The organism is Streptomyces sp. NPDC007917 (genome assembly GCF_042959105.1).
Lineage (GTDB): Bacteria > Actinomycetota > Actinomycetes > Streptomycetales > Streptomycetaceae > Streptomyces.
In genome coordinates this window covers 137,233-153,481 of the sequence record NZ_JBIBKK010000020.1, presented here as the reverse complement: position 1 = coordinate 153,481, position 16,249 = coordinate 137,233, and the positions used below count along the sequence as shown (strand labels likewise).

Genomic DNA, 16,249 nt, shown 5'->3' with positions numbered 1-16,249 from the left:
TTCCGTTCAGTCCGGGATCATCGTCCGGCAGGCGGCCCAGTGCACGCGGCCCATATTCGGCTTGAGCAGGGACGACAGATTGACCCATCCGTCGTCCGCGCTGATGTACTTGCCCTTGAGCACCAGGCCGTCGGGTGGGGCCAGGATGTAGTCCGGCATCATCTGCCCCGGCAGGAATTCGTCCACCATCGGCGGATCCGGGTATCCGGAAATGATGCGGTTGGCGTCCCAGTTCGTCAGGAACTCGCCGTGATCGGAGTACACGGCGACGCTCGTGCCCTCGGGTATCTCGAACGTCGGCAGGTCCGAATCAAGGCCGCCATGGCCGGCGATCACCTGCTCGCCGTCCGCTCGTTCTCCGGGGAAGCCGTCCAGCAGGGGGCAGGCCGACAGCCCCAGGGGGTCGACCCGGCGGTGGGGGTTGGGGACGTAGGCGACGGGGTTGGGGGCGGGGGCGAGGCCGAGGGGGTCGGGGGTGAGGTAGCGGGCGGTGGTGGGGTCGTAGTAGCGGTGGTGGTTGTAGTGGAGGCCGCTTTCGGGGTCGTGGTACTGGCCGGGGAAGCGCAGGGGGGTGTGCGGCCGGCCGGTGCGGTCTTCTGTGGTGGTGCCCCACAGGGTGGTACGGGTCCGCCAGGCGATGTCGCCGGTCTCGTCGATGAGTTCGGTCGGGGTGCCGACGAGGTCGGTGACGATGGCGAAGAACCGGTGGTCGATCTGGCGCCGGCTGGTGGCCTCGGTGACGCGTTCGGTCTGGGTCAGGGGGCGGAAGCCGTCGTGTTCCCACGTCAGTGTCATCGGATGGGGGTGGTCCGGTGTGGCGGTGGTCTGTTCGACGAGGGTGGGGCCGTCCCAGGTGAAGTCGGTTTGTTCGAGGACCGTTTCGCCGTCGTCGGCGAGGCGTTGTTTGGCGGTGCGGCGGCCGAGGGGGTCGTAGAGGTAGCGCCAGTGGGTGCCGTCGGGGGTGGTGAGGGCGGTGAGGCGGTTCTCCGCGTCCCAGGTGTAGCGCCAGGTGTCGGGCTTGGCGGAGAGGCGGGTTTTCTGGCGGAGGGTGAGGCGGCCCGCGGTGTCGTGTTCGTAGCGGACGCGTCCGGCGCGGGTGATGCGGGTGCCGGTGTAGGCGCGGGGGCCGGTGGCTTCCGGGGTGGGGTGGTCGGTGGGCCAGGTGGCGTGGGTCTGGTTGCCCGCCTCGTCGTAGGCGTAGGTCTCCGTCCAGCCCTCGGCCCGGACGGCCGTGACCCGGCCCGCGTCGTCCAGGTCGAAGGCGCGCGGGCCGCTGAGCCGGTCTTGGGTGGCGGTGAGGTGGCCGTCGGGGCGGTAGGTGTAGGCGCGGTGCTGGGCGATGTCGTCCGCCGGGCCGGTGGTCAGGGTCTGCTCGGACAGCCGTCCGGCCGGGTCCCAGATCTGCGCGAGGGAGGCGTTGGGCCCAAGTCGGCGGGCGGTTTCCCGGCCTGCCGCGTCATACGTGAAGTCGAGGGTGTGGCCGCAGGTGGTCAGCGTGGTGCGGCGGCCCGCCGCGTCGTAGGCGAACGTGGACTTCGCGCCGGACGGGGTGGTGCGGCGCACGGGGCGGCCCAGCGCGTCGTAGGCGCGGGTGAGGACCCGGTCGCCGACGACTTCCGCTACGGCCCGGCCCATCCGGTCCCGCCGGTACGTCAGCGCCACATCCGGGCCGACGGCCTCCACCAGCCGCCCCGCCGGGTCGTAGGTGAAGGTGGTCACCTGGCCGTCGGCGTCCTTCTCCACCACCCGGCCGCAGACGTCGTACGCGAGGCGGACGGTCTGGCCCAGGGGGTTGGTGCGGGAGACCAGTTGGCCCGCCGTGTCGTAGGCGTAGGTGAGGGTGCGGCCGTCGAAGTCCGTCTCGCTGAGCGGTCGGCCGGTCGGGTCGTAGGTGTACGTCCAGGTCAGGCCCTGGGGACCGGTGACCTGGGTGAGGCGCAGCCGGGTGTCGTGTGTGAACTCGTGGCGGGTTCCGTCGGGGCCGGTCTGGGCGGCCAGCAGATCGAAGTGGGTGTACTCGTAACGGGTCACGCCGCCACCCGCGTCCACGTACGTGGTGCGATTGCCCTCGCCGTCATACGTCCAGCGCTGCTCCGCGCCGTCCGGGGCGATGCGCCGGGACAGCTTGCCCTCCACCGTCCACTCCAGGTGGGTGGTGGCGCCGAGCGGGTCGGTGATGGTGGTGGGGCGGCCGAAGGCGTCGCGGTGGTAGGTGGTGGCCGCGCCGAGAGGGTCGGTGATCTCGACGGGGAGCCCGGCCGGGTCGCAGCGCACGCGCGTGGTGTCGCCGAGCGCGTTGGTGATCGAGGACAGGTGGCCGTGCTGGTCGTAGGTGTAGTGGGTGGTGTGGCCCAACGGGTCGGTGGCGGTGGTGCGGTTGCCCCGCTCGTCGTATGTGTATCGCCAGGTGGCCCCGTCCGGCTGGGTCACCTCCACGGGGAGGTTCAGGGCGTTGTACGTGGCGGTGCGCCGGGTGCCGTCGGGGGCGGTCACCGCGACCGGTCGCTCGGCCGCGTCGTAGGTATAGCCGGTGGTCCGGCCGAGGGCGTCGGTGCGGGACAGGATGCGGCCGTGGCGGTCGCGCTGGGTGCGGGTGGTGTGGCCGAGCGGGTTGGTCACGGCGATGACCTGGCAGCGGTCGTTCACCAGATAGCGGGTGGCGTGGCCCTCGGGCGTGGTGACCGTGGTGACCCGGTGGCCGGTCCGCTCGTCCGTGGGACCGTAGTCGATCCGCACCGAGACATGTCCTTCGGTGCCGCCCTCGGCGATGCAGCGGTCGCGGTTGTCATAAACGAAGTCGTAGCGGCGGTCGTTGGTGTCGATCCACGCGATCATCCGGCGCTCCGCGTCGTACTCGTACCGCATCGGCAGCCCGGAGGAGTTGGTCACGTGGGTGAGGTTGCCGTCGGTGTAGGCGTAGCGGATGAGCTGCTGGTCGGCGCCCGCGAGGTGGAGGGCGGTGATGCGGCCGTTGTCGGTGGCGATGTCGAGGTGGTAGCCGCCGCTGTGGACGATCCCGGTGGGGGCGCCTTGGGCGTCGTATTCGAAAGTCAGGCGGTGGCCGTTGCGGTCGCTGATCTCGGCCAGCGGCGCCTCGCCGTCGCCCCCGCCCCGCGGTCCGGTGAAGTACCGGGTGCGCCCGGTGTCCGGGTCGGTGAGCGTGTAGTCGCCCTCCACGGTCCGCTCCAGCGGCCACCTCGGGCCCAGCTCCGGCAGCGTCGGCAGGCCGGGGGCCGGGTGGGGATACGACAGCAGCAGCCCGTCCTCGGCGACGAACACCACACCCCGCGCACCGATCTCCAGCCGCTGATCCGCCGTGCTCGACCACATGGGCCCGAACCACCGGCCCGCCCGATACCCCGACTCCGCCCGCCGCACGAACACCAGCGGCAACGCCCCCGGCAACACCACATCCCGCTGCGGCAGAAACATCCGCCCCGTCGCCAGATCCACCGGATCCGTACCATCCGCGATCTTCGCCGCATCCGGCGTGGCGTGCGGGGCCGCGCCCTCCTTGGCCACCGTCTGAAGAGCAGGCCGCTCCGCCCTGGTGACCGTGGCGGGCAGCCGCTCGGCAGCCGTGACCGCCGCCTTCGCACCCCCCAGCCCCTTCGTCCCGATCAACTCCGGCACCAGACGGCCAAGACCCTCCGACGGGTCCTTCTGGAAGGCGTTCCACATGCCCTTGAGCGCCGCGCCCGGATCATTGGCCATCCGCACCAGACCAGCAGCGGTGTTGTTCAAGTTGGTCGCGTACTCGGCGGGGTGGGTGATGTTGTACAGGTCCAGCGGGTTCACCTGCCGCACGAAGTTCAGCACGCCCGCCGTGCCCTTCACCACCCCGCCCAGGAAATGGCTGGTGTCCAGGGACAGCCCTTCCAGCCCGTCGCCCACCTGCTGGGCGTATGACGGTTTCTTCGGGGCGGCGTCCCGCGCCGTCTCCACCGCCGCCTTGGCCACCCCATGCGCCTCGTTCCGCTGCCGCCGCGCCTCCGCCAACAACTCTTCAGCGGCCTTGATGTCCGCCGTCCCCGGGTCATGGAACGCACCCGGCTTGTCCGGCAGGGAGGACGGGTCCCGCTTGTCCTCAGGCAGGGCGTTGTACGCGTCCACCGCCTTGTTGTACGCACCCACCTTGTCGTTGTGCGCCGAACGGGCGTCCTCGGAGGCCTTCTTGCCCTTCTTGTAGCGCCGGATCGCCTCCTGGGCCTGACCCTGCGCCCACTCCACCGTCCCCGCGAACCGCTCCAGCGCCCCCGACGCCTTCTCACACGCGTCCGCCGCCGTGAACCACTTCCTCGGCTCGACCGACACGCTCTCCCGGAAGGCGTCCGCCGCCTTCCCCTTCAACGACCGCGAACCCAGCCCCTGCAACCCCTTGCCCACGTTGTTGAACGCCGTCTTGAAGTCGCTCAGATGACTCGCGGTGGAGCGCAGTTTGGACGGACTGCCGTGGATCAGCTTCTTGGCATCCTCGCTCTCCCCCAGCTGCATCTCATCGACAGCCGCGCCCAGCGCGTTCGCCGCCGAATCGGACTTGTCCCGGACCCAGTCCGCACCGCTGTTCCAGCCGACGTCATCCAGCCGGTCGGCCGTCCAGTCCCCCGCGACATCGATGGCCCCGCCGACGTCCTCGACCCGGTCCTCGACCCAGTCCTCGATGCCGTCCGGAACGAAATCCCCGAGCCCCACGCGCAGTTACCCCCGTGCAACAGTCGCAGCGGCCTGTCCCGGCCGTTGATCGGCACCGTACCCGCCAACCGGAACATGGGGCACCGGGGGTCCTACGACTGGGTGCGTTCAGCCTGTTTCCGCCACTTCGACGGGGGTGCCCGACTCCTCGGGGACATGCCCGGTCTGCACCGGCCCGGTCCGCACCCGCCCTGCCCGCACCCGTCCGGTGTCTGCCCGTCCTGTGTTCGCCCGCCCGGCGTTCCCCCGTCTCCTCAGCCGCTGGTAGAGCAGCGCCGCACCGGCCACACCGACCGACCACAGCAGATACCGGCCCGACATCACCAGCAGCGCCACGACCGCGGCGAGCGCCGCCAGGGCCGCCGCGCGGATCGCTCCGCGCCGTGGCAGCAGGCGCAGCGCGGCGGCCACGCCGATCGCGTACACCGTGACGAAGGAGCCCGTGGTGAGCAGCACCAGCGGCCGGGCGTCCGCGTGGGCGGCGGTCACCACGAGCAGGCTGAGGAAGGCCAGCGCCGAGACGAGTCCGAGGCTGCGGCGCGGGATCTCGCCCGCGCTGCCGCCGCGCCCCAGCCATCCGGGCAGCGCGCCGTCCCGGCCGAGGGCCGCGCCGAGCTTGGCCGCGCCGGCGTAGTACGCGTTCATCGTGCCGAGGGTCAGCAGGAGCGCGGCCGCGGCGGCGAGCAGCCTGGCGTTGCCGCCCATGCCGCGGGCCATCAGCTCGCCCAGCGGGGCGTCGGCGTCGGCCGCGCCCGCGCCGAGCACGGCGACGACGGCGAACGCGACGGACAGATACAGCACCCCGACGATCACGACGGCGGCGGCGGTGGCGCGGGGCAGGTCCCGGGCCGGGTCGCGGAACTCCGCCGCCAGGTGGGTGATCGCCTCCCAGCCCGCGAAGCTCCACACCAGCAGCGCCGCCGCCGAGCCGACCGCGGCCCAGCCGTGCGGGGCGAAGGGCTCGAGGTGGTCCGTACGGGCCTGGGGCAGGGACAGCGCGACGGCGCCCAGCAGCAGGGCGATCAGCAGCCCGGACAGCGCGAGTTGCAGCCGCCCGGTGACCCGCAGCCCGGCGGTGTTGACGGCCGTGACGATGGCCATCAGCAACGCCGCGGTGACCGTGCGGGTCGCGGTCCCGCCGCCCACGGCGGCCTCGGTGTACGAGCCGGCGAACAGCGCGGCGGCGCTCGCGCCCGGGGGCACCGCGAGGTAGAAGCACCAGCCGACCACCGCCGCGGTCCGCTCGCCGAAGGCGAGCCGGGCGTAGGTGGACACGCCCCCGGCGTCGGGGTAGCGGGCGCCGAGCGCGGCGAAGGTGGCCGCCAGCGGCGCGGACACCACGACGAGGGCCAGCCAGGCCAGCAGCGAGGCGGGGCCCGCGGTCTCGGCCGCGAGGGCGGGCAGCGCGATGACGCCCGTGCCCAGGACCGCCCCCACGTACAGCGCGGTGCCCTGGAGTGCGGTGAGCCGCCCGGCGGGCGCGGGGCAGTGGGGTGACGGGGGTGGCGGTTCGCTCATGCCGGGCAGCTTCGCCGACGCGGCCACCGGCGGCCATCGGCGGAAATGCCATGGTGCGCTAAATTCCCGCCATGCCCCGATCGGTCGGTGACACGCCCCGCCCCGCCCACACGCCCCGGTCCGCCAACGCCCCTCGAACCGTCGGTGACACGCCCCGCCCTGCCCACACGCCCCGGTCCGCCACCCCGCGCCCGCACATCGTGGCCGTCGCCGTGACCGACGGCGCCCCCACCTTCGAGCTCGCCGTGCCCTGCGAGGTCTTCGGCATCGACCGCGCGGACATCGTCGACCCGTGGTACGAGCTGCGCCTGTGCGCCGCCGAGCCCGGCCCGCTGCGCACCTCGGCGGGCCTGGGCATCCCCACCCCGTACGGTCTCGACGACCTCGTCGAGGCGGACACCGTGGTGGTGGCCGCCTGCCCCCGGGCCGTCCAGCTGGCCCCGCCGCCCGGCCTGGTCGCCGCGGTGCGCAAGGCCCACGAGCTGGGCCGGCGGATCGTCTCCATCTGCAGCGGCGCGTATGTCCTGGCCGCCGCCGGGCTGCTGTCGGACCGCCGGGCGACCACGCACTGGATGAACGCCGCGGACTTCGCCCACCGCTTCCCGGACGTCGACCTCGACCCCACGGCCCTGTACGTCGAGGAGGGCTCCGTCCTCACCTCGGCCGGCACCGGGGCCGCGATCGACATGTGTCTGCATCTGGTGCGCCGGGACCACGGCGCGGCGGTGGCCAACGAGGTGGCCCGCCGCATGGTCGTACCGCCACACCGGGAGGGCGGGCAGACGCAGTACGCCAGGCTCCCGGCCCGGCCTCGGGCGGGCGCGGGCGAGGGTCTTGCGCCGGTCATGCAGTGGGCGCGGGAGCGGCTGCACGAGCCGCTGACGGTGGCCGGGCTGGCCGCGGCGGCCCATATGAGCGAGCGCACCTTCGCCCGCCGCTTCCGCGACGCGCTCGGGACCACGCCGTTGCAGTGGATCCTGCAGGAGCGGGTGCGGCTGGCGCAGGAGTTGCTGGAGACCACCGACGATCCGGTCGAGAGCGTGGCGCGCCGCACCGGCTTCGGCACCGCGCCCAATCTGCGCCACCACTTCCGGCGGCTGACCAGCGTCTCGCCGCAGACCTACCGCCAGGTGTTCCGGTCCCGGTCGATACCGGCCGGGGCGCGGCATTCGGCACCATGGGAGTGACCGCGGGCATCCGAGGGAGGAGCACACCGTGACCGAACGCAAGCCGCCCGGCATCAGCTTCGAGACGTGGGCCGACCGTCAGATCCGCGAGGCGGAGGCGCGGGGCGACTTCGACGACCTTCCCGGGCGGGGCAAGCCGCTCACGGGCCTGGACAAGCCGTACGACGCGATGTGGTGGGTCAAGGACAAGATGGCCCGTGAAGGTCTGTCCTTCCTGCCGCCGGCGCTCGTGCTGCGCAAGGAGGCGGAGGAGGCGCTGGCCGCGGCGCGCGCGGCCGGGTCCGAGGCCGAGGTGCGGCGGATCCTGGCGGACATCAACGACAGGATCCGCGAGGCGCTGCGGCGGCCGCCGGAGGGCCCGCCGCTGAATCTGGTGCCGTTCGACGTGGACGGTGTCGTACGGGAGTGGCGCGAGAGCCGGGCCGGCTGAGACCACCTGGCCGCGCGGCAGTCGCCGGCCTGGCCTGGCCCGGTCAGGCCTGGCCTGGTCAGGCCCGGTCCGGCCTGGCCTGGCTTGGCCTGGCTGGCCGGAATTGATCGTTGCCTCAGGCTACCGGTGGTCGATGCAATCACTTCGGCGTACGGTGGCCGCCGGGACGACCCGACCGGAGGGAGCGACAGCGCGATGTGCGGCATCACCGGATGGATCTCGTACGGCAAGGACCTCACCGCCGAGCGCGACACCCTGGCCGCCATGACCGCGACCATGGCCTGCCGCGGCCCCGACGCGGCAGGCCTGTGGACGGACACCCACGCCGCCCTCGGCCACCGCCGGCTGGCCGTGATCGACATCGAGGGCGGCAAACAGCCCATGTCCGTCGAGCGCGACGGCCGCACGGTGCTGGTGACCACCTACAGCGGCGAGATCTACAACTACCGCGAGCTGCGCGCCGAGCTGACCGACCGCGGCCACGCCTTCCGCACCAGCAGCGACACCGAAGTCGCCCTGCACGCCTACCTGGAGTGGGGCGAGGACTTCACCCACCGCCTCAACGGGATGTACGCCTTCGCCCTGTGGGACCCGGGCGAGCAGCAGCTCCTGCTGGTCCGCGACCGCATGGGCATCAAACCGCTCTACTACCACCCGACCCCCGACGGCGTGCTCTTCGGCTCCGAGCCCAAGGCCATCCTGGCCCACCCCTCCGTACGGCCCGCCGTCGACGCCGACGGCCTGGCCGAGCTGCTGGCCTTCACCAAGACCCCCGGCCACGCGGTCTACAAGGGGATGTACGAGGTGCGCCCCGGCCACGTCGTCCGCGTCCGCCGCCAGGGCCTGGCCGAACACCGCTACTGGGCCCTGGAGACCCACGACCACACCGACGACACGGACACCACCGTCCGCCGGGTGCGGGAGCTGCTGGACGACATCGTGGCCCGCCAGCTGATCGCCGACGTGCCCCTGTGCACCCTGCTGTCCGGCGGGCTCGACTCCTCCGCGATCACGGCGCTGGCCGCCCGGGGACTGGCGGAGCACGACCAGGGGCCGGTGCGCTCGTTCGCGGTGGACTTCGTCGGCCAGACCGAGAACTTCAAGGCCGACGCGTTGCGCGCCACCCCCGACGGCCCCTACGCCCACGCGCTCGCCGAGCATGTGAGCGCCGACCACCAGGACATCGTCCTGGACACCGCCACCCTGATGGACCCGGCCCACCGCCGCGCCACGCTGACCGCCCGCGATCTGCCGTTCGGCTCCGGCGAGAGCGACACCTCGCTGTATCTGCTCTTCAAGGCGATCCGCGACCGCTCCACGGTGGCGCTGTCCGGGGAGTCGGCCGACGAGGTGTTCGGCGGCTACTCCTGGTTCCACGACCCGCGGGCGGTCGCCGCCGACACCTTCCCCTGGCTCGCGGTGTTCCGCGACTTCGGCTTCACCGGCAGCCGCGGCGGCGGCCGCGAGGCGCTGCTGCACCCGGGGCTGCTCGCCAAGGTGGACCTCGACACCTACCAGGCCGACCGCTACCGCGAGGCGCTTGCCGAGGTCCCGCACCGCGAGGGCGACTCGGCCGTGGAGCGGCGGATGCGGGAGATCTGCTATCTGCACCTGACGCGCTTCGTCCAGTTCCTGCTGGACCGCAAGGACCGCGCGAGCATGGCGGTGGGCCTGGAGGTGCGGGTGCCCTTCTGCGACCACCGGCTGGTCCAGTACGTGTTCAACACGCCCTGGTCGATGAAGACCTTCGACGGCCGGGAGAAGTCCCTGCTGCGCGCCGCCACCCGCGACCTCCTCCCCGACTCCGTCGCCCAGCGCGTCAAGAGCCCGTACCCCAGCACCCAGGACCCCCGGTACGCCGACGCCATACGGGCCGAGCTGCGCGCGCTGCTGGCCGACGGCGACGCCCCGGTCCGCCCGCTGCTCGATGTCGCCGCCGCCCGGCGCGCGGCGGACGAGGGGGCCCAGGACGCCCGTCAGCCGATCGAGATGGTGCTCGGCCTGAACGCGTGGCTGCGCCAGTACGACGTCGATCTGACGCTCTGACACACGCTGGACAATCCGCCCTGACGTTACGTCAGGTATAGACCAAACCCCCGGCCCGCCGGGGGTTTCGCCATCTCGGGCGCATTCGGTACATGCCATGGACACGTGCGCCAGGCAGGTGATGACCGCGTCTTGCCACTTGTGTCGAAACCGTGAAAGGCTCGGGCGGCCCCACAGTGGAACATCCCTCAACTCCCAGAAAAACACGGGCCACTTGGCCAGCCGCTGCCCGGCCTGATAAGAGTGTTGCCCGGCGGGGGCGCCGTTGTCCGTCAGTGAGGAAACCACCTCCATGCCCCACCAGTCATCTCCTGACGCCATATCCGAGACCGCTCTGCTCTCCGAGTACTGGGACGCGGTGCTCGACTACGCGAACCTGTGCACCACCAGCCCGCAGGACGGAATGCGGCTGGCCACCGAGGCGTTCCGGCGCGGCATCCGGGAGACCCGCAACTCGCGGACGCGGGCATGGGGGCCGCGTCTGCCCTGGCTCCTGCTGCTCCTGAGCTCCGTACGGAAGACGGCCGCCGACTGGCAGGCCCGGCAGGCCGGTGACCGGCTCGACCCGGCCCTGCGCATCTGGCTGACCTCCGACCGGGCCAGACGCTACGCCAACCCGCGGCGCGAACAGCCGCTCGCGCTGCGCGGCTTATGGGACCTGCCCGAGGTGGACGCCGATCTGCTGTGGTCCGTCGAAGTGGAGTCGCAGTCCCTCACCACGGTGGCCCGGCGGCTGGGCTGGGACTCCGCCTACGCCGACGAGGAGATCGCCCGGGTCCGCGCCCGGTTCCGCGAGCTGTGCCAGCGCAACCACGTCGACACGCTCGCCAACGAGGAGTGCCGCAGCTACGCCGGACTGCTGGACGCCGCCACCCGCTCACCGGACGCCGCCGCGCCCGAGGACCTGTGGCAGCACCTCGCCCGCTGTATGCACTGCAAGGAAGCCGCCGCCTGTCTGTATCTGCACGGCAGCGGACTGCCCGGCGCCCTGGCCGGGGGCGTCCTCGGCTGGGGCGGGCTGCCCTACCTGGAGCGGCGGCGCAGGGTCGCGGCCGAGAACACCGGCGGCAAGCGCCTGCAGACGCTCGCGCGCAGCGTGGGGCCGCCGCTGTGGGACCGCGTCAAGGGGATGCGGGGCGGGCGCGGGAAGTCCCGTGCGGGACGCGCGGCGGGCGCGGGCGTCGCGGCGGGGGCCGCGGGGGCCGCGGGGGCGGGCTCGGCGGCTCGTACGTCGCGTACGGCTGCTCCTGCGGCCCGTACGGCTGGCACGCCGCGTACGGACGACACCTTCGACCCGTTCGACCCGTTCGGCACGGCCGGGGCCAGCGACCCGTTCGCCACAACCAGCGCGCCCGACACGGCAGGTACGCCCGATACGACAGGTACGGCTGGGGCGGCCGGGGCGGCCCGTACGACGGGCGCCTTCGGCGCCGCCGCCGCGGTCGGCGCGACCGCCGCGACCGGGGTGATCGGCGGGCACGGCGTGCCGGGCCGGAGGCTGGGCGGCGGCGGGGGCCGGCGGCGCAGGCCCAGGAAGGGGAGCAGGGCGAGGGCGGCGGGGATCCTGGCGGCGGCCGCCGCGGTCTCCGTGATCGCCGTCATCGCCTACACCAGCACGGACGGAAACCGGGACGACGGGCTCCCGCCCGACGGCGGCATGGGACCGGACACCATTCCGACGGTCGGCCCCACCCTCCCGTCGAGGGGCGCCCCCAGCCAGTCCCCCGTCCCGCCCGCGTCCGACACGAGCGCCGTCGGCCACCATCCCGGCCCGACGAAGCCCCCGTCCAGGACGCCGTCGCCGGGCGGTGGCTCCTCCCCGGACAAGCCGTCCGAGAAGCATCCCTCCAGGCAGCCCGAGCACCCCGAGCCCGCCGGGGTCACCTGCACGGCCCGCTACAGCCTGGACAACCAGTGGCCCGACGGCTTCCAGGCGAAGGTCACCCTCACGCCCCGTAAGACGGTCCAGGACTGGCGGCTGAGCTGGGAGTTCGAGAACGGGCAGCGGATCACCCAGATGTGGAACGGCGAATTCGTCCAGCACGGGCGCAAGGTGACCGTCACCCCGGCCGACTACAACGAGACCGCCCGGGGCGGCGAGGATCTCGAGGTGGGCTTCCTCGGCTCCTGGGACGCCGGAAACGCCGCGCCCACCGACCTCGCGCTCAACGGGCACCGCTGCGACACCCGCTGAGCCGGTTCAGAGCTCGATGCGCTCGCCGGGCTTGAGTACGTGCAGCCGCCCGGCGAGCCCGGCCGCCTCGAAGGCCTCGACCAGCGTGTCGGCGCCCTGGGTGAAGTGCGTCCAGTGCTCGAAGTGCAGCGGGACGACCTGCCGCGCGCCGAGGATCTCCACCGCCTGGGCCGCCTGGTCGCTGGGCAGGGTCAGAAAGCCCCCGGGGACCAGCGGGGTCGAGGCGGCGCCCGCGAACAGCAGGGCCACATCCACCTGCCCGAACCGCTCGGCGATCGCGCGCACCACGTCCAGCGAGGCGTTGTCGCCGCTGACGTAGACCGTCGGCAGCCCGCCGCCCGACACCACGAAGCCGGTCACCTCGCCGACCAGGTGCTCGGTGCCGTCCGGGCCGTGCTGGGCCGGGACGCCCGTGATCCGCAGCGTGCCGCCGCCGGGGCGCGACAGCTCGAAGGTCTCCCAGTTCGGCAGCGCCGTCACGGTCGCGCCCAGCCGCTCCCGCGCGGACGCCGTGGAGAGCACCAGGTCCGCGTGGTCGAGATAGGCGCGGCCCGCCCGGTCGAGGTTGTCCGGGTGCTGGTCGTGCGAGAGCAGCACCGCGTCGACGGGGCCGAGTCCTGAGGTCGCGACGGCCGGGCCCGCGGTCTTGACGAGCTTGCGCTCGCCGATGGGGTAGTCCCCGGGCGGGTCGAAGGTGGGATCGGTCAGCAGACGTACGCCACCGATGTCGAGGGTCGCCGTGGGCCCTCCCAGATAGCGCACGGCCAAGGCACCCGGAGAAATCGACTCGGTCATGGCTGTGTCTCGCTGCCTCTCGTTTTGACGATTCTGTGCACGATCGTAGGCACAGCGTGAATCCGGCCCAATCACTCCATTGGTCCGGGGCCGCATTCCATTGTCAACCGGCACACGGGCCCCGCGAGGACGGCGCCGGTGACCCGCGAGCAGGGCCGCCGCGTATCACCCGCCGTGGCTGACCCCTTCCTGCCGACCCGCACCACGCCCGGCATCACGGGCCGGGTGGCCGGGAACCCTCCGACGGAAAGCGAACGATGAGTGAAATCCCAGGAAACGGACAGTCAGCAGGCATGCGTCTCGGAGTACTCGACATCGGTTCCCAGTCGGCCCACCTCGACATCGCCGACCTCACGGCGGGCGGTCCCCCCGAGCCGGTGGCCTCGCTCAAACGGCCGGTGCGGCTGGCGGAGGCCACCGACCGGCAGGGGGTGATCGAACAGGAGGCGATCAAGCGGGTGGTCGCCGCGGTCACCGAGGCCGTGGCGGTCGCCGAGGCCCACGGCGTGGAGACGCTGGTGGCGTTCGCCACCTCGGCGATCCGCGACGCCGCCAACCGGCCGGTCGTGGTCGCCGAGGTCGAGGACGCGACCGGGATCCGGCTGACGTTCATGACCGGCGAGGAGGAGGCGCGGCTCACCTACCTCGCGGCGCGCGGCTGGTACGGCTGGTCGGCCGGGGAGATGCTGCTGCTCGACATCGGCGGCGGCTCGCTGGAGATCGCCTGCGGCAGCCGCGCCGAGCCCGCCGTCGCCCTGTCCGTACCGCTGGGGGCGGGGCGGCTGACCCGCCATCATCTGCCGGCCACCGGGCCGGTGACGAAGGCGGACGTCAAGGCGCTGCGCCAGTTCGTACGGTCCGTCATGAGCGAGACGGCCGAGGGGCTGCGCGACCGGCCCGAGCCGCGGACCCGCGTCGGCTCCTCCAGGACCTTCGCCCAGCTGGCCCGGCTGACCGGCGCGCCGAAGGCCAAGGCCGGCCCGTATGCCGAACGCGTCCTGGACCGGGACCGGCTGGCGGCCTGGGTGCCCCGGCTGGCCGCCAGGAGTCCGGCCGAGCGCGCACGGCTGCCCGGCATCTCCGCGGCCCGCGCCCACCAGGCCCTGGCCGGTGCCGTCGTCGCGGAGGCCGCGATGGACGTCCTGGGCATCGACCGGCTGCGGATCTGCCCCTGGGCGCTGCGCGAGGGGGTCCTGCTGGACCGGCTCCGGACGCTGGAGGCGCAGTCCGTCCCGGGCCCTTCCTGTGAGGTCTCGCCGGGCCCTTCCCGCGAGGTCCCGGCCGCCCCCGCGAGCGCGTCCGTCGTGGCCCTGCCGGCGGGCCGCGGCCGGTACGGGCCCGGGCGGCTGCACACCGTCACCTTTCCCTGGGCCTGAACGGCTTTCCCTGGGCCTGAACGGCGCCGCACCGGCCCCGGCCCGGCCCGGCCCGTATCGGCCCCGGCCCGGCCCGTATCGGCCCCGGCCCGGCCCGTATCGGCTCCCGCCGAGGCCCCGCCTCAGCCCCGCCTCAGCCCCGCCTCAGCCGCGCAGATACGCCAGCACCGCCAGCACCCTGCGGTGGTCGTCGGGTGCGGGCGGCAGATCCAGCTTGAGCAGGATGTTCGCGATGTGCTTGGCCACCGCGGCCTCGGTGACCACCAGGGCACGGGCCACTGCGGAGTTGGAGCGGCCCTCGGCCATCAGCGCCAGCACCTCGCGCTCGCGCGGGGTGAGCCGGCGCAGCGGGTCCTGCCCGCGGGCCAGCAGCTGCCGCACCACCTCGGGATCGATCACCGTGCCGCCGTCGGCCACCCGCGCCAGCGAGTCGGTGAACTCGGTGACGTCGCCGACCCGGTCCTTGAGCAGATAGCCGGTGCCGGCGCCGCGCCGGGCCGCCAGCAGCTCCTCCGCGAAGGTCTGCTCGACGTACTGGCTGAGCACCAGGACGGCCAGGGACGGCCGCAGCGCCTGGAGTTCGCGCACCGCCCGCAGCCCCTCGTCGGTGAAGCCGGGCGGCATCCGCACATCGGCGATGACGAGGTCGGGCTCGTGCTCCAGGGCGGCCGCGACCAGCGAAGGGCCGTCGCCGACGGCTGCCGGGACGCGGTGCCCGAACCGCTCCAGCAGGCTCACCAGACCCTCGCGCAGCAGGACGGCGTCCTCCCCGATGACCACGCTCAGTCGCCGCACGGGATCTCCACTCGCAGCCGGGTCGGCCCGCCGGCCGGGCTGGACAGCAGCATTCTGCCGTCCACGGCCGCGACCCGGTCGGCCAGCCCGGTCAGCCCGGTCCCGGCGGCCGGGTCCGCGCCCCCGCGCCCGTCGTCGGTCACCTCGAGCACCAGCACCCCGCCGCGCAGCCGCCCGCCGACCCGTGCCCGGGCCGCGCGGCTGTGCCGGGCCGCGTTGGCCAGCGCCTCGCACACCGCGAAGTAGCCCGCGGCCTCCACGGCGGGCGGCAGCCGCCGCTCCAGGTCGATGTCCATGTCCACCGGCACGGGCGAACGCGTCGCCACGTCCCGCACCGCCGCGGGCAGCCCCCGCTCGGTCAGCACCTGGGGGTGCACCCCGCGGATCAGCTCGCGCAGCTCGGCCAGCGCGTCCTTGGCCATCCGGTGCGCCTCCGCCACCTCGCGCGCCGCGCGCGAGCCGGCGGGCAGGTCGAGCCCCGCCAGGCCCAGCTTCATGGTCAGCGCGACCAGGCGCTGCTGCGCCCCGTCGTGCAGATCCCGCTCGATGCGGCGCCGCTCCGCCTCGTACGCGTCCACCAGGCGCGCCCGGGACCGCCGTACCTCCGTCAGCTCCGCGTCGCCCGGCGCCAGTACAGCCAGCGACACCACCGCCCGCGCCCCCGCCCAGGCGGCGATCGGATACGCGGCCACCGGCAGCAGCAGCGCGCCCGCGAGCGGGCCGCCGAGCCGGGCCCAGGGCGGGGCCTCGGGCTGCAGCGGCGCGGCCAGCAGCGCGCCGGGAATGCCCAGCGACACCAGGACCACCGCCAGATCGACCCAGCCGAGCACCAGCACGGACAGCGCGCCGTGGCCGAGCTCGCGCGCGTACGGCTGTGCGTGAAGCTCCGCGTACGGCCGCGCCCGCGGCTCGGTGTGGGGCGCGGCCAGGCGCAGCCGCCGCCGCTCCCACGGGCGCGCCGCGACGGTGGCGCAGCCCAGGACGAGCAGCGCGCACACCACGGCCGCCGCCGCGCCGATCCGCGCCCAGGACGCGGCCACGCCCGCCACCGCGACCCCGCAGGCGACGCCCGGCAGCCCGCCCGCGAGCAGATAGCCGGCGGACCGCCAGGGCCAGGAGGAGCGGAGGAAGGCGGCGGGCCCGCGGGTCAGCGCTTCCAGTGGGTCTCGGGGGATCACCGCTCGACCGTAGCCACGCGGCGGGCCGCGCACAGTAG

10 protein-coding genes are annotated in these 16,249 nt (G+C 73.6%); 5 read left to right on the top strand and 5 right to left on the bottom strand.

Features of this window, described 5'->3' with window-relative positions; genetic code table 11:
- Nucleotides 1-6: 6 nt before the first annotated feature.
- Both ACFZDL_RS32515 and ACFZDL_RS32510 read right to left on the bottom strand, forming a co-directional pair.
- Nucleotides 7-4,692 (bottom strand): putative T7SS-secreted protein, encoded by a 4,686-nt coding sequence (locus ACFZDL_RS32515; protein ID WP_391193177.1) that lies wholly within the window; start codon nucleotides 4,690-4,692, stop codon nucleotides 7-9.
- 108 nt (nucleotides 4,693-4,800) lie between these two features.
- Entirely contained in the window at nucleotides 4,801-6,210 is a 1,410-nt protein-coding gene (locus ACFZDL_RS32510; RefSeq protein WP_353594707.1) for an amino acid permease, read from the bottom strand.
- 71 nt (nucleotides 6,211-6,281) lie between these two features.
- On the opposite strand from ACFZDL_RS32510, the gene ACFZDL_RS32505 reads away from it, so the two are divergent.
- From ACFZDL_RS32505 to ACFZDL_RS32490, 4 genes are all read left to right on the top strand, one after another.
- Entirely contained in the window at nucleotides 6,282-7,397 is a 1,116-nt protein-coding gene (locus ACFZDL_RS32505; protein ID WP_353594708.1) for a helix-turn-helix domain-containing protein, read from the top strand.
- 28 nt (nucleotides 7,398-7,425) lie between these two features.
- Nucleotides 7,426-7,827, top strand: coding sequence for a DUF1992 domain-containing protein (locus ACFZDL_RS32500; RefSeq protein WP_353594709.1), 402 nt, complete (start codon nucleotides 7,426-7,428; stop codon nucleotides 7,825-7,827).
- 195 nt (nucleotides 7,828-8,022) lie between these two features.
- Nucleotides 8,023-9,873: an asparagine synthase (glutamine-hydrolyzing) gene (gene asnB / locus ACFZDL_RS32495; RefSeq protein WP_353594710.1), complete on the top strand. Its 1,851-nt coding sequence runs from the start codon at nucleotides 8,023-8,025 to the stop codon at nucleotides 9,871-9,873.
- Nucleotides 9,874-10,165: 292 nt separating this feature from the next.
- A complete protein-coding gene (locus ACFZDL_RS32490; RefSeq protein WP_353594711.1) occupies nucleotides 10,166-12,067 on the top strand; it encodes a cellulose-binding domain-containing protein in 1,902 nt (633 codons plus the stop codon).
- Between the two features lie 6 nt (nucleotides 12,068-12,073).
- Here ACFZDL_RS32490 and ACFZDL_RS32485 read toward each other — a convergent pair whose 3' ends face one another.
- Nucleotides 12,074-12,862: an MBL fold metallo-hydrolase gene (locus tag ACFZDL_RS32485; protein WP_353594712.1), complete on the bottom strand. Its 789-nt coding sequence runs from the start codon at nucleotides 12,860-12,862 to the stop codon at nucleotides 12,074-12,076.
- Between the two features lie 293 nt (nucleotides 12,863-13,155).
- On the opposite strand from ACFZDL_RS32485, the gene ACFZDL_RS32480 reads away from it, so the two are divergent.
- Entirely contained in the window at nucleotides 13,156-14,238 is a 1,083-nt protein-coding gene (locus ACFZDL_RS32480) for a Ppx/GppA phosphatase family protein (RefSeq protein ID WP_353594713.1), read from the top strand.
- A gap of 144 nt (nucleotides 14,239-14,382) precedes the next feature.
- Here ACFZDL_RS32480 and ACFZDL_RS32475 read toward each other — a convergent pair whose 3' ends face one another.
- Both ACFZDL_RS32475 and ACFZDL_RS32470 read right to left on the bottom strand, forming a co-directional pair.
- On the bottom strand, nucleotides 14,383-15,033 hold the full coding sequence (locus tag ACFZDL_RS32475; protein ID WP_353594714.1) for a response regulator transcription factor: 651 nt from the start codon (nucleotides 15,031-15,033) through the stop codon (nucleotides 14,383-14,385).
- On the bottom strand, nucleotides 15,021-16,211 hold the full coding sequence (locus ACFZDL_RS32470; protein ID WP_353594715.1) for a histidine kinase: 1,191 nt from the start codon (nucleotides 16,209-16,211) through the stop codon (nucleotides 15,021-15,023). Before ACFZDL_RS32470 ends, ACFZDL_RS32475 begins: the two co-directional genes overlap by 13 nt.
- Between the last annotated feature and the right edge of the window lie 38 nt (nucleotides 16,212-16,249).